General features: G+C 65.3%; 12 protein-coding genes. 9 read left to right on the top strand and 3 right to left on the bottom strand.

The window, feature by feature from the left end; translation table 11 throughout:
- Positions 1–105 precede the first annotated feature (105 nt).
- The 3 genes from HLG70_RS01430 to HLG70_RS01420 all read left to right on the top strand — a co-directional run bounded on the left by HLG70_RS01430 (position 106) and on the right by HLG70_RS01420 (position 2,199).
- Positions 106–789, top strand: coding sequence for a tetratricopeptide repeat protein (locus tag HLG70_RS01430; protein WP_171665688.1), 684 nt, complete (start codon positions 106–108; stop codon positions 787–789).
- 134 nt (positions 790–923) lie between these two features.
- Positions 924–1,433, top strand: coding sequence for a peptidylprolyl isomerase (locus tag HLG70_RS01425; RefSeq protein WP_171665690.1), 510 nt, complete (start codon positions 924–926; stop codon positions 1,431–1,433).
- Entirely contained in the window at positions 1,426–2,199 is a 774-nt protein-coding gene (locus HLG70_RS01420; protein WP_171665692.1) for a UDP-2,3-diacylglucosamine diphosphatase, read from the top strand. The genes HLG70_RS01425 and HLG70_RS01420 overlap by 8 nt, the downstream gene beginning before the upstream one ends.
- Positions 2,200–2,299: 100 nt before the next feature.
- Here the strand turns inward: HLG70_RS01420 and HLG70_RS01415 are convergent, their stop codons facing one another.
- The 3 genes from HLG70_RS01415 to azu form a co-directional block, all read right to left on the bottom strand.
- Entirely contained in the window at positions 2,300–3,163 is an 864-nt protein-coding gene (locus HLG70_RS01415) for an undecaprenyl-diphosphate phosphatase (protein WP_171665694.1), read from the bottom strand.
- A gap of 19 nt (positions 3,164–3,182) precedes the next feature.
- The gene (locus HLG70_RS01410) at positions 3,183–4,769 is read right to left on the bottom strand and encodes a TerC family protein (protein ID WP_171665696.1); all 1,587 of its coding nucleotides are present in this window, start codon (positions 4,767–4,769) and stop codon (positions 3,183–3,185) included.
- A gap of 477 nt (positions 4,770–5,246) precedes the next feature.
- Complete coding sequence (azu, locus tag HLG70_RS01405; RefSeq protein ID WP_171664688.1) at positions 5,247–5,696, bottom strand: azurin; 450 nt, start codon at positions 5,694–5,696, stop codon at positions 5,247–5,249.
- A gap of 345 nt (positions 5,697–6,041) precedes the next feature.
- Between azu and HLG70_RS01400 the strand changes: the two genes are divergently transcribed.
- From HLG70_RS01400 to HLG70_RS01375, 6 genes are read left to right on the top strand one after another with little or no spacing between them, the layout of a single operon-like run.
- Positions 6,042–8,216: a NosR/NirI family protein gene (locus HLG70_RS01400; RefSeq protein ID WP_171664689.1), complete on the top strand. Its 2,175-nt coding sequence runs from the start codon at positions 6,042–6,044 to the stop codon at positions 8,214–8,216.
- Positions 8,217–8,269: 53 nt separating this feature from the next.
- Positions 8,270–10,186, top strand: a complete 1,917-nt coding sequence (nosZ, locus tag HLG70_RS01395) for a TAT-dependent nitrous-oxide reductase (protein WP_171664690.1) — start codon at positions 8,270–8,272, stop codon at positions 10,184–10,186.
- 7 nt (positions 10,187–10,193) lie between these two features.
- Positions 10,194–11,492 carry a nitrous oxide reductase family maturation protein NosD gene (locus HLG70_RS01390; RefSeq protein WP_171664691.1) on the top strand — a complete coding sequence of 433 codons (1,299 nt, stop codon included), beginning with the start codon at positions 10,194–10,196 and terminating at the stop codon, positions 11,490–11,492.
- The gene (locus HLG70_RS01385; protein WP_171664692.1) at positions 11,489–12,394 is read left to right on the top strand and encodes an ABC transporter ATP-binding protein; all 906 of its coding nucleotides are present in this window, start codon (positions 11,489–11,491) and stop codon (positions 12,392–12,394) included. The genes HLG70_RS01390 and HLG70_RS01385 overlap by 4 nt, the downstream gene beginning before the upstream one ends.
- Entirely contained in the window at positions 12,391–13,221 is an 831-nt protein-coding gene (locus HLG70_RS01380; RefSeq protein WP_171664693.1) for an ABC transporter permease, read from the top strand. Before HLG70_RS01385 ends, HLG70_RS01380 begins: the two co-directional genes overlap by 4 nt.
- Complete coding sequence (locus tag HLG70_RS01375) at positions 13,218–13,718, top strand: nitrous oxide reductase accessory protein NosL (RefSeq protein ID WP_213697154.1); 501 nt, start codon at positions 13,218–13,220, stop codon at positions 13,716–13,718. Before HLG70_RS01380 ends, HLG70_RS01375 begins: the two co-directional genes overlap by 4 nt.
- Positions 13,719–13,738: the final 20 nt, after the last annotated feature.

Genomic DNA, 13,738 nt, shown 5'->3' with positions numbered 1-13,738 from the left:
GAGCCAAAAACTCAACCGGGGCTAAAATGGTGGTCGTCAAGTATAGCAAGCGGCCCGGCCGCGCGCGTAAGCGCGGGCCGGCCACGACTTTTAACGGAAGCCCACGTGACTATCAAGCCGCGTTTTTGTGTCGTAGTGCTCGCCCTGGCCCTGGCCGGCGCGCCGGCCGGCGTCTCTCTTGCCCAGTCGATGGGCGGCGGTGGCGGAGAAAGCCCCCACTCCAGCCGCACCACCCTGGACCCCATCCCGCCCGAAGGCGGCTGGGATGGCCTGGCCAAACTGCTGGAAGCCGCCAAGCCGGGCGTGGACACCCGCCTGGAGCCGTCGCCCTCGCAGATCACGACGCACATCGAGCGCATGCTGAACCGCGGCGAAAACGAAGCGGCGCTGGCCATGATCGAGAAGCGCCAGAATGAGATCAAGGACCAGCGTGGCACCGACGTTCAGCTGATGTTCCAGCACGCGCGCGCGCTGGCCGCCCTGAACCGCAGCAACGAAGCGATCGACGTCTACACCGAGATGACCACGCGGTTCCCCGAACTGCCGGAACCCTGGAACAATCTGGCGGCTCTATATGCAAGCCGCGGCGAACTTGAAAAAGCGCAGGATGCCCTGCAAATGGCATTGCGCGCCGATCCGGGCTACGCCGCCGCGCGCGCCAATCTCGGCGACCTGCAGCTCATGCAGGCCTTGCGCACCTACAAGAAGGCCGCCGGCGACGGCGTGCCCGGCATGAAGGAAAAGGTCCGCGAAGTTGAAACATTGTTGAAGGATAAACAAGGCAAATGATGTCCCGTTACTCCCCTCTTCACCTGCTGCGCCTGACGGCGTGCTCGTTCGCACTGGCCGCATTCGCCCCAGCGCTCGTCAGCGCCGCCCCCGCGGCCTCTTCTTCCACCTCCACCTCTGAAGGCACAAAAGCCATGAGCACCAATCCCCGCGTCAAGCTCCACACGAACCAAGGCGACATGGTCATCACCCTGGACGCAGCCAAGGCTCCGAAGTCCGTCGAGAACTTCCTGACCTACGTCAAGGAAGGCTTCTACAACGGCACGGTGTTCCACCGCGTGATCGATGGCTTCATGATCCAGGGCGGCGGCTTCGAACCCGGCATGAAGCAAAAGCAGACCCATGCCCCGGTCGAAAACGAAGCCAACAACGGCCTGAAGAACGACAAGTACACGCTTGCCATGGCCCGCACCAGCGACCCGCACTCGGCCACGGCGCAGTTCTTCATCAACGTGTCCAACAACGACTTCCTGAACTTCACGTCGCCCACGCCGAACGGCTGGGGCTATGCCGTGTTCGGCGTCATCACCGAAGGCACCGACGTGGTCGAGAAGATCAAGGGCGTGAAGACCGGCAACAAGGGCTTCCACCAGAACGTGCCGAACGAAGACATCATCATCGAGAAGGCCGAGATTCTTGAATAAGATCACCCTGTCCGGTCCGATCTGGCTGGCGTCCGACCTGCACCTGGGGCCGGCCACGCCGGCCACCTCGGAGGCCTTCCTGGCCTTTCTGCAAGCCGCGCAAGAAGACGCTGCCGCCCTGCTGCTGCCGGGCGACATCTTCGATGCCTGGATTGGCGACGACGTGATCCGCGCCGCGCCGCCGTGGCTTGCCACGGTGGTGACGGCGCTTCGGGCAACGGCCGGGCGTATCCCGGTATGGCTGGGCCGCGGCAACCGCGACTTCCTCATCGGGGAAGAACTGGCCAATGCCGTGGGCGCCCGCCTGCTGCCCGAGCCCGCGCTGCTGGAAACGGACTTCGGCCGGATCCTGCTGACGCACGGCGACGAGTTCTGTACCGACGACGCCGCGTATCAGCAGTTCCGCCAGATGGTCCGCAACCCGCAGTGGCAGGCCGAGTTCCTCGCCAAGACCATTCCCGAACGGCTGGCCATGGCGCAACAGGCGCGCGGCGAAAGCCAGGCGGCCAACCAGACCAAGTCCATGGAAATCATGGACGTCAATGCCGGCGCCATCGAATCCATTTTCCGCGAGACGGATGTGCGCGTACTGGTCCATGGCCATACGCACCGCCCGGCCCGCCACGTGCTGGACGTCGATGGCAAGAAGCGCGAACGCTGGGTCCTGCCCGACTGGGACTGCGACCACGTGTCGCCGCCTCGCGGCGGCTGGCTGGTCATAGACCGCGACGGCCTGGAGTTCTACGACCTGGAAACGGGATCGTAGGCGCCCGCGCAACATTGCGCCGCGCCAGGAAAACCCCAGAAAAAAGGGCCGCTTGCTTAGCGGCCCTTATTCATTGCGGCGGTGGTCAGCGGGTGCAGGGTCAGCGGGTGAAGATCCAGGCCGCGACGACCGCGCCGAACACGATCCGGTACCAGGCGAACACGCGATAGGTGTGGTTGGCCACGAAACGCAGCACGGCGCGCACCACCACCATGGCGCTCAGGAACGCGGCGATGAAGCCCACCGCGATGCCGGACAGGTCGTGCTGGGTCAGCATGCCGAAGTTCTTGTACATGTCGTAGACCGCGGCGCCCAGCATGGTCGGCATGGCCAGGAAGAACGAGAATTCGGTGGCGGTCTTGCGCTGGATGCCGGCGATCATGCCGCCGATGATGGTGGCGCCCGACCGCGAGGTGCCGGGAATCATGGCGAAGCACTGCGCCACGCCCACGCCCAGCGCCTGCTTCCAGGTGATCTGCTCCAGCGTGTGCGCAGACGCCCGCTCGTCGGAGGCGGTGTCGTCGGCGGCGCCCGGCGCGTCGCCAGGCGTGTGGTGCGCGCGGCGCTCCACGTACAGCATGATCAGGCCGCCCAGCACCAGCGTCACCACCACCACGGCGGGATGGTAGAACACCGACTTGATGGTCTTGATGAAGATCGCGCCGATCACCGCGGCCGGCAGAAAGGCGATGAGCAGGTTGCGGGTGAAGGCCACCTCGCTTGCCACGCCGGTCAGCGTGCCGCGGATCAGCTTGAGCAACCGCGCGCGGAACACCCACATCACGGCCAGGATGGATCCCAGCTGGATGACCACCTCGAACACCTTGCCTTCGCCGGACTGGAAATTGAGCCAGTCCCCGACCAGGATGAGGTGGCCCGTGCTGGACACGGGAATGAACTCCGTCAGGCCTTCAAGAATGCCCAGGACGAATGCTTTGATCAGATAGAGCGCGTTCTCGGTCACGGTGCTTGGAGGATCTCTGTTAGTCGTTGGCTAGGGATGCTTCGTCGGAAAACAGCTCTTGGGGCCGTTTCTCGACGCGCACCAGCGCAATGCGGCGGCCATCCATTTCCAGGACTTCAAAGCGGAAATGTTGGTGGTGAATCTCGTACTCGCAGACGTCGCCCGGCTTGGGCAGATGTCCGAAGCGCGACAGCAGATAGCCCGCCAGGGTGGAAAAATCCTGGGCCTCGTCGACCAGGCCTTCGGTTTCCAGGACTTGCTCGACATGGTGCAGGTCGGCTGCGCCGTCGATCTTCCAGGTGTTGGCGCCGTCCGCCACGATGTCGGGCAACTCGTCCTCGTCGGGGAACTCGCCGGCGATCGCCTCAAAGACGTCGATCGGCGTCACCAGGCCCTCGATGGCGCCGAATTCGTCGGCCACCAGCACCAGCTGGCCGCGCGAGCGCTTGAGCGTGTCCATCAGGCGCAGGATGCCGATGGCCTCGTGCACGATGATGGGATCGCGCAGGCGGTTGCGGCGCACCCGCCCCTCGGTGATCAGGTCGGCCACCAGATCCTTGGCCCGGGCAATGCCCAGCACCTCGTCCAGCGAGCCGCGGCAGACCGGGAAGAAGCTGTGGGGCGCCTCGGTGATCTGGTGACGGATGGTCTCGGGGTCGTCGTCGATATTGATCCAGGACACGTCCGTGCGGGGCGTCATGATGGACCGGATGGAACGCTCGGCCAGCGTCAGCACGCCGCTGACCATGTTGCGCTCTTCCACGCCGAAGGCCGGAATGGACGGGCCGTCGGCATGGGGCAGGTCGGGTTCGTCGCTGGCCGGCGGCCGCTTGCCCAGCATGCGCAGCACGGCCGAAGCCGTCCGTTCGCGCATCGGGCGGCGGGCGTCCAGCTTGAGCAGGTTGCGGCGCGCCACCTGGTTGAGCGCCTCGATGGCGACCGAGAAGCCGATGGCGGCGTACAGGTAGCCCTTGGGCACCTTGAAGCCGAAGCTCTCGGCCAGGAGCGAGAAGCCGATCATGAGCAGGAAGCCCAGGCACAGCACCACCACCGTGGGGTGGGCGTTGACGAAGCGCGTCAGCGGCTTGGATGCCAGCAGCATGATGCCGATCGCGATGATGACGGCAATCATCATGATGGCCAGGTGATCGACCATGCCCACCGCGGTGATCACGGAGTCCAGCGAGAACACCGCGTCCAGGACCACGATCTGCGTCACGATCACCCAGAAGCTGGCATACACGCGCGGCCCGGACGAGCCGGCATGCATGCCGCCTTCGAGGCGCTCGTGCAATTCCATGGTGCCCTTGAACAGCAGGAACAGGCCGCCCACCATCAGGATCAGGTCGCGTCCCGAGGGGGACAGCGGGCCGATGGAGAACAGGGGGGTGGTCAAGGTGACCAGCCATGACATGACCGACAAGAGGCCAAGGCGCATGATGAGCGCCAGGCTCAAGCCCATGATGCGCGCGCGATCGCGCTGCGCGGGCGGCAGCTTGTCCGCCAGGATGGCGATGAAAATCAGGTTATCAATGCCCAGGACGATCTCAAGGACGACCAGGGTAAGCAAGCCGACCCACGCAGCGGGGTCCAGCAGCCACTCCATCAGGAGCTCCAGAAGTTACACGACCGGTAATCGTACATGGAAAATCCATGACACGCCGGTGACGCACCCCCTCCGTAAGCCTGATGGACAGAGGCTTTGGGCTGAAAGAACTAGGGCCTGTTAGCCCTAAAAGGAGCCTCGCACAGGCCGGCAATCGGGCGGCAGGCTAGGCGCGGGCGACGCCGCGTGGCTGTGCCACGCAAGGAGGCCGCAACGACGCCTGCCGCCCGATTGCCGGCCTGCCCGAAGGGTGAGTACTCCAATGGGCGCCTCTCTGCGTTGCGAATGCTCGCCGTGGTCCCGCCACGGCTGCGCTTCGCGCCTTGATAGGCGCCCATTGGCGTACTCATGCGAGGCTCCTTTTAGGGTTAACAGGCCCTGCTGGCGCGGCTGACCGGCCGTCAGCAGAAACGCCGGGCGTTAAAAAGCCGGCTCACTGGCCGGCTCTCGCGTCGTGACTACGAACTGCGGGCGGGATCAGCCGCCGATCTTCAGGGTGCCCTTCATCATCGCCCAGTGGCCGGGGAAGGAGCAGAAGAACGCGTAGTTTTCACCAGCGGCAAGCTTGGACACGTCGAACGTCACCGAATCGGACTCGCCGCCGCCGACAACCTTGGTGTGGGCGATGACGCGGGTGTCGCCCGCCTTCACGTAGTCCTGCGCCAGGCCGGCGCCCATGCCGTCCGTGGCGACGGCCTGCTTGTCGGCTTCCTTGGTGAGCACCCAGTTGTGGCCCATGGCGACCTTCGCCATCTTGCCGACGTGCTTGAGATGTACGGTGAACTGCTTGCAGCTCTTGTCGACGACCATTTCCTTGACATTGAACTGCATGGCGTCGTTGCTTTCGACGGTGGCCTCACATTGCGCGGCCAGCACGGGCAGGCTCGTTGCAGATAGAAGAATGGCTAGGGTGGCTTTTGCCAGCATGAATCTCTCCGATGACACAGCGGCCGATGCACGCGCGTCAGCCATATGCAGACGCCGTTGCCGCCGCGGACCAGTGTAGGACCAGCCCGCCTGCGCATTCTTGACATCCATCAACCGGACCCACGCATACCCCTCAAAAATAGGGAACATCCCCTACGAATCGTAGGGCTATTGCCCGATCCGAAGACCTGATTGACAAACCGCAAGCCTGATCTCGTTGCAAGTACATACGATGCCTGTAAGCAAACACGACTAATAGAGTTCAGCATGCGCGGCAGTACAGCAGCAAGTCACGGATTCACACGATGCATTCAGGCCGCGTTCTTTGCTTTATGGCTGTCGTGCATGTTCATCGGACATGCGGCGCAGGCCCAGCGCCTGCCTGATTTCCTGGCCACCACGCCCATAGACGCCGTGTTTCCCGGCGCCGATAGAGTGGGCCCTCCCGAAGGCAAGCCGATGGTGGCCCGCGCCTATTCGGGCGACCGGCAGCTCGGCCTGGTCTATCTCACTTCCGACGTGGTCAATACGCGGGGCTACTCCAGCAAGCCGATCGACGTGCTGGTGGGGCTTTCCGACAGCGGGCGCATCGTCGGCGCAAAGCTGGTCGAACATCACGAGCCCATCGTGCTTATCGGCATCCCGCAGGCCAAGGTCGACCATTTCATACAGGGCTATGTCGGCCTGAACTTCGTGGAGTCGCCCCCGCGCCATGGCGCCCCGCCACCCGTCGACATCGTCAGCGGCGCCACGGTCACTCTCATGGTGATCGGCGACACCATCACGCGGTCCGCGATCGCGGTGGCGCGCGCGCATGGCATCGACAAGTCGGGCGCGTCGCGCCAGGCGGCCCCCGCCGCCGCCGCCCGCGTCCTGGACGAGAGCCAGACCGAGGTGCAGTCCTGGCAGGCGCTGCTCGACTCGGGCGCGGTGAAGAACCTGCGCCTGTCGCCGCAGGATGTGAACCAGGCATTCCTGCAATCGGGCAGGAAGGATGCGGCGGAACACAGCGAAGGCGGCCAGGACGATACGTTCATCGACCTCTACGTCGCCCTGGTCAGCGCACCCTCCATCGGCCGCAGCCTGCTGGGCGATACGGGATGGCAGCGCCTGAAGGAACGGCTCAAGCCGGGCCAGCAGGCGGTGCTGGTCGCCGGCAATGGCGCTTACTCATTCAAGGGATCGGGCTACGTCCGCGGCGGCATCTTCGACCGCATCGAGGTCGTGCAGGACGAGGGCAGCTTCCGCTTCCGCGACCGCAACCATCAACGCCTGGCCGACGTCAGTGCGGCGGGCGCCCCGGCGCTGCGCGAGGTTGCGCTGTTCGTCGTGCCCGAGGACGCCGCGCTGGATCCGGTCAAGCCCTGGCGCCTGCAACTCATGGTCCAGCGCGTGCTCAGCGTGTCCGACAAGGCCTTCGTCACGTTCGATCTTCCCTACGAGCTGCCCCGCGCCTACACCCGCGCCGTCGAACCCGCCCCCGCGGCTGCCCAGCCGGCCGCCGCCGCCGCGCCCGTGGCCGCAACCGAGGACGCCCCGCCGGCCTTGTGGAAGCAGATATGGCAAGGCAAGGCTGGCCAGATCGCCATCCTGACCGCGGCGCTGACGGTGCTGGTCGGTATCTTCTTCTTCCAGGACCAGCTCGCCGCCCGCCCCCTGCTGCACGACCGGCTGCGCCTGGCGTTCCTGGCGTTCGCGTTGTTCTGGATCGGCTGGTATGGCCAGGCGCAGCTGTCCATCGTCAACGTGCTGACCTTCTTCTCCGCCTTGCGCACGGATTTCCGCTGGGAATATTTCCTGATGGACCCGCTGGTGTTCATCCTGTGGTGCGCCACCGCGATCTCCATGGTGTTCTGGAACCGGGGAGCATTCTGCGGCTGGCTGTGCCCGTTCGGCGCCTTGCAGGAACTCTCCAACCGCATCGCCAAGCGCCTGGGCGTGCGCCAGCTGAAGATCGGCCACGGCGTGAACCAGCGGCTGTCGACCCTGAAGTACGTCATCTTCCTGCTGCTCTTCGGCTTCTCGCTGTATGACCTGGCGGTGGCGGAACAGCTCGCCGAAGTGGAGCCGTTCAAGACGGCGATCATCCTGCACTTCATGCGCTACTGGCCTTTCGTGGCATTCGCCGTCGCGCTGCTGGTCGCGGGACTGTTCGTCGAACGCTTCTTCTGCCGCTATCTCTGTCCGCTGGGCGCCGCGCTGGCCATACCCGCCCGGCTGCGCATCTTCAACTGGCTGCGGCGCTACCGCGACTGCGGCAATCCCTGTCAGCGCTGCAATCTCGAATGCCCGGTGCAGGCGATCGACCCGACCGGCGAGATCAATCCGAACGAATGCATCCAGTGCCTGCATTGCCAGATGCTCTACCACCACCAGCAGAAGTGCCCTCACCTGATCCAGAAGCGGGCCAAGCGCGAGCGGCGCCCGGCCCCGGCCGCGGAGCCGGTGGTGCAGGAGGTGGTCATGCACCGAACCCCGAACAGAAGCGCGCCGGCGAACCCGGCACGCACCGAGTCCTGAAACCCGATTTTCGTACCGCGGCGCAATGCGCCGTCCCTATCAAGGAGTTATCCATGTCCGACAAGACCCCTGAAAAGGCCGGCCTCACCCGCCGCAGCTTCCTGGGAACCGCTGCCATCACCGGCGCCGCCGGCCTCGTTGCCGGCGCGCAGATTCCCGCTGCGCATGGCAAGGAGGGCAAGTCTGGCGCAGGCGGCGTGCTTGGGCATGTCGCGCCGGGCGAGCTCGATGAATACTATGCCTTCAACTCCAGCGGCCAGTCCGGCGAAGTGCGCGTGCTGGGCCTGCCGTCCATGCGCGAGCTCGTGCGCATTCCCGTCTTCAACCATTGCAGCGCAACCGGCTGGGGCCGCACGAACGAAAGCCGCAAGATCCTGATGGAAGGCCTGACGCCGGAAACCCGCGAGTACCTGAAGGACAAGGGCGGCGTCTTCCCCAACGGCGACGCGCATCACCCCCATCTGTCGTTCACCAACAAGACCTACGACGGCCGCTACCTCTTCATCAACGACAAGGCCAACAACCGGGTCGCCCGCATCCGCCTGGATGTGATGAAGACCGACAAGATCACCGAATTGCCCAACGTCTCCGGCGTGCACGGACTGCGCCCGCAGCGCTATCCGCGCACCGGCTATGTGTTCGCCAACGGCGAACACATCGTCCCGCTGCCCAACGACGGCAAGATCCTCGACGACGCCAAGAAGAACTTCTTCGCCATCTACACCGCGATCGACGGCGACACCATGAAGGTCGCTTGGCAGGTCCTGGTGGACGGCAACCTGGACAACGGCGATGCCGACTACCAGGGCAAGTACTCCTTTGCCACCTGCTACAACTCTGAAAAGGGCGTGACGGTCGAAGAAATGTCGGCCAACGAGCAGGACTGGGTCGTGGTCTTCAACATCAAGCGCATCGAGCAGGCGATCAAGGACGGCGACTTCAAGACCATGGGTGGCGTGCCCGTCGTGGACGGCCGCCACGGATCCAAGTACACCCGCTACATCCCGGTGCCGAACTCGCCCCACGGCTGCAACGCCGCCCCCGACGGCATCCACCTCATGCTGAACGGCAAGCTGTCGCCCACCGTGACGGTGCTGGACGTGCGCACGCTGGACGACCTGTTCGACGACAAGATCAAGCCGCGCGACTGCGTCGTGGCCGAACCGCAACTGGGCCTGGGCCCCCTGCATACCGCCTTCGACGGCCGCGGCAACGCCTACACCACGCTGTTCATCGACAGCCAGATGGTCAAGTGGAACATCGACAAGGCCAAACGCGCCTACAAGGGCGAAAAGGTCGACCCCATCATCCAGAAGCTGGACGTGCACTACCAGCCGGGGCACAACCATTCCACGATGGGCGAGACCATCGAGGCCGATGGCAAGTGGCTGGTGTCGCTGAACAAATTCTCGAAGGACCGGTTCCTGAATGTGGGCCCGCTCAAGCCCGAGAACGACCAGCTCATCGACATCTCGGGCGACGAGATGAAGCTCGTCCATGACGGCCCCAGCTTTGCCGAGCCGCACGACATGTGCCTGGTGCACCGCTCCAAGATCAACCCGATCAGCGTCTGGAAGCGCGACGACCCCATGTGGGAAGACGCCCGCCAGATGGCCAAGAAGGACGGGGTGGCGCTGGACGACGCCGCCAAGGTGGTGCGCGACGGCAACAAGGTCCGCGTGTACATGATGGCGGTCGCGCCCATGTTCAGCCTCAAGAAGTTCGAGGTCAACCAGGGCGATGAAGTCACGGTCGTGGTGACCAACATGGAGGTCATCGAGGACCTGACGCACGGCTTCACGCTGGAAGGCCACGGCATCGCGATGGAGATCGGCCCCCAGGCCACTTCCTCCGTCACGTTCAAGGCGGACCGCCCCGGCGTCTACTGGTACTACTGCCAGTGGTTCTGCCACGCCCTGCACATGGAGATGTCCGGCCAGATGATCGTGCATCCCAAGAAGTCTGCCTAAGCGCTGTATGGCTTTCATCGCAACCCTGCAATCTGGAGGACGCGCCGTGGCCGGCATCTTGCTTGCCGGCCTCGGCCTGGCGCTGCACGGCGCCGTTGCGGCGGCCACCGTGGACCTGGCCGCCGGCGCCGACCTGGCGCAAGCCATCGCCGCCGCGCAGCCCGGCGACCGGCTGCGGCTGGCGCCGGGCACCTATGCCGGCGAGATCGTCATCGACAAGCCCTTGACGCTGGAGGGCCCGGAGGACCGCTCCGCCATCATCGCCGGCACCCGCCAGGGGCGCACCTTGTGGATCAAGGCCGCGGACGTTTCGGTGCGCAACCTTACCGTCACCCGCTCCGGCCTGAACCTGCCGGAAATGGACGCGGGCGTGTTCCTGGACCGCAGCGCGCACCGCGCCGTGGTGGAACACAACGATATCCTCGACAACCTTTTCGGCGTCTACATATGGGGCCCGGACGACGCGATGGTGCGCGGCAACCGCATCGTGGGCAACCGCGAGTTGCGCGTGGCCGAGCGCGGCAACGGCGTCTCTTTGTGGAACACGCCAGGCAGCGCGGTGGTGGACAACGACATTTCCGCCGGCCGCGACGGCGTCTTCGTGAACACCAGCAAGAAGAACCGGTTCGTCGGCAACCGCTTTCACGAGCTGCGCTATGGCGTGCATTACATGTACACCAACGACAGCGAGATCAGCGGCAACGTGTCGACCGGCAACGACATCGGCTACGCCATCATGTATTCGCACCGCCTGATCGTCACGGGAAACGTGGCGCTCAACAACGTGGAGCAAGGCCTGATGATGAACTACGCCAACGATTCCAACATTTCCGGAAACACGGTGAACGGCGCGGGAAAGTGCGTATTCATCTACAACGCCAACAAGAACCGGTTCCGGGACAACCACTTCTCCAACTGCGAGATCGGCGTGCACTTCACCGCCGGATCCGACGGCAACGAGATCTCCGGCAATGCCTTCATCAACAACAAGAACCAGGTCAAGTACGTGGGCACCCGCGTGCTGGAATGGTCGGCCGGCGGGCGCGGCAACTACTGGAGCGATAACACCGCCTTCGACCTGAACGGCGACGGCATCGCCGATACGGCCTACCGCCCGAACGACGTGGTGGACCAGCTGCTGTGGCGCGCCCCGTCCGCGCGCATCCTGCTCAACAGCCCCGCCATCTCGGTGGTGCGCTGGGCGCAATCGCAATTTCCGGCAATCCTGCCCGGAGGCGTCATCGACAGCGCGCCGCTGATGAAACCCACCGCCGCATCGGCGCGACACGCCAAGGAAACACAATGAGCACCGCCCTGGTGACGCTTTCCGGCGTCAGCAAGCATTACGGAACACACCGGGCCATCGACGGCCTGGACCTGGATCTGCATGAAGGCGAATGCGTGGCGCTCGCCGGCCACAACGGCGCCGGCAAGAGCACGCTGATCAAGCTGGTCCTGGGCCTGATCCGCCCTTCGCACGGACGCGTCACGCTGTTTGGCCAGGACGCCCACAGCCCCGCGGCCTCGCGCTTGCGCGGGCGCATCGGCTATCTGCCCGAAACCGTGGCGCTGCATCCGGCCATGACGGGCGCGGAGACCCTCGCCTTCTATGCGCGCCTCAAGCGCCAGCCGCTCGCCAACAACGCGGCGCTGCTGGAGAAGGTGGGAATTTCGGGAGCCGCCAACCGCCGCGTGGGCGGGTATTCCAAGGGCATGCGGCAGCGGCTGGCGTTGGCGCAGGCGCTGCTGGGCGAACCCCGGATCCTGCTGTTCGACGAGCCCACCACCGGCCTGGACCCCGCTTCGCGGCTGACGTTCTACGAGATCGTGCACGAGCTGCGCGCAAAGGGCGCAACCATCCTGCTGAGCACGCACGCCCTGTCGGAACTGGCCGGACACGCCGACCGCATCGTCATCATGAAGGCGGGCCTCAAGATCGCCGACGGCGCCATGCCGGCGCTGCGCCAGGCCACCGGCCTGCCCATACGCATCCGCATGACGCTCGCGCAATCGGATCCCTCGTATGCCCCGCCGCCGCAGTGGCGCCAGATCGACGCAGGACGATACGAACGGCTTTGCAGCGAAGCGGACAAGGTCGAGGCCATCCGCGGCATCGGCGCCATCGCCTCGCCCATCAGCGACCTGGACATACAAGTGCCCGGGCTTGATGACATCTATGCCCATTTGCTTGAACGGGAAGACGCATGAACGCGGTATACACAATCATCGGCAAGGAAATTCGCGACGGCCTGCGCAATCGCTGGGTCCTGGCGACGTCCCTGCTGCTGGCCGCCCTGGCGCTGGCGCTGGGGCTGCTGGGAAGCTCTCCCACCGGCGCGGTGAAGGTCGACCCGCTGACCGTCACCGTGGTCAGCCTGTCCAGCCTGTCGATCTTCCTGGTGCCCCTCATCGCCATGCTGCTGGCGTACGACGCCATCGTCGGCGAGATCGACCGCGGCACCATGGCCCTGCTGCTCAGCTACCCGGTATCGCGCTGGCAGGTGATCGTCGGCAAATTCATCGGCCACCTGGCCATCCTGGCGATCGCCACCGGCGCGGGCTACGGCTCGGCGGGCTTGGCGCTGCAATGGGTCTATGGCGGCATGGACGCCGGCGCATGGAAGCCGTTCGCGCTGCTGATCGGCGCCAGCGTGCTGCTGGGCGCGAGTTTCCTGGCCATGGGCTACCTGGTCAGCACCCTGGTGCGCGAACGCGCCACCGCCGCCGGCATCGCGCTGGGCGTCTGGCTGTTCTTCGTCGTGATCTACGACATGGGGCTGCTGGGCGTGCTGGCCGCCGACCAGGGCCGCCACGTGACCCCGGACCTGCTCAATGCCCTGCTGCTGGCCAATCCGTCCGATGTGTACCGGCTCCTGAACCTGACGGGCTTCGAGAACATATCGATGTATGCCGGCATGGCGGGCGTCAGCGATCAGGCCAGCCTGCCCGTGCCGCTGCTGGTGATCGCGCAATTGCTGTGGATCGCCATTCCCTTCCTGCTGGCGGCGGTCTTCTTCCGGAGGAAGCAGCTATGAAGCCGCCGCGCATGGCCTGGATCCTGGCCCTCCTGCTGGCGCTGTCGGCCTGCCGCGGCGAGGATCCGCGCGCCGAGACGCCCGCCCCCAGCGCGATCACCGCCGAGGCCGTCGGCCACTACTGCGGCATGACGCTGCAGGACCACGCCGGCCCCAAGGGGCAGATTTTCGTCAGGGGCAGCTCCGCGCCGGTGTGGTTCTCGTCCATCAAGCAGGTGTTCGCCTACACGCTGCTGCCGGAGGAGCCCAAGGGCATCAGCGCCATCTATGTCAACGACATGGCCGCCGCCGGCCCGGACGGCGCCGCGGATCCCGCGTCCTGGATCGACGCGAAGCTGGCCTACTACGTCATAGAAGGAAGCTTCGTCGGGGGCATGGGCGCCGCGGACGCCATGCCGTTTTCGGACAAGACCCGCGCACTTGCCTTCGCCCAGGCCCACGGCGGCCGGGTCGTGAGCTTCTCCGAAATGCCAGAGGACTATGTCTTTGCCCAATAGCGCGGCGCGCATCTTGCCGC

It is taken from the genome of Achromobacter deleyi, assembly GCF_013116765.2.
GTDB lineage: Bacteria > Pseudomonadota > Gammaproteobacteria > Burkholderiales > Burkholderiaceae_B > Achromobacter > Achromobacter deleyi_A.
This window is presented reverse-complemented; position numbering and strand designations above follow the sequence as displayed.

Coding starts and splice junctions, on each gene's coding strand:
- HLG70_RS01425 (WP_171665690.1), top strand. CDS start 924: ATGAGCACCAATCCCCGCGTCAAGCTCCACACGAACCAAGGCGACATG.
- HLG70_RS01410 (WP_171665696.1), bottom strand. CDS start 4,769: ATGGAGTGGCTGCTGGACCCCGCTGCGTGGGTCGGCTTGCTTACCCTG.
- azu (WP_171664688.1), bottom strand. CDS start 5,696: ATGCTGGCAAAAGCCACCCTAGCCATTCTTCTATCTGCAACGAGCCTG.
- HLG70_RS01400 (WP_171664689.1), top strand. CDS start 6,042: ATGTTCATCGGACATGCGGCGCAGGCCCAGCGCCTGCCTGATTTCCTG.
- nosZ (WP_171664690.1), top strand. CDS start 8,270: ATGTCCGACAAGACCCCTGAAAAGGCCGGCCTCACCCGCCGCAGCTTC.
- HLG70_RS01390 (WP_171664691.1), top strand. CDS start 10,194: ATGGCTTTCATCGCAACCCTGCAATCTGGAGGACGCGCCGTGGCCGGC.
- HLG70_RS01385 (WP_171664692.1), top strand. CDS start 11,489: ATGAGCACCGCCCTGGTGACGCTTTCCGGCGTCAGCAAGCATTACGGA.
- HLG70_RS01380 (WP_171664693.1), top strand. CDS start 12,391: ATGAACGCGGTATACACAATCATCGGCAAGGAAATTCGCGACGGCCTG.
- HLG70_RS01375 (WP_213697154.1), top strand. CDS start 13,218: ATGAAGCCGCCGCGCATGGCCTGGATCCTGGCCCTCCTGCTGGCGCTG.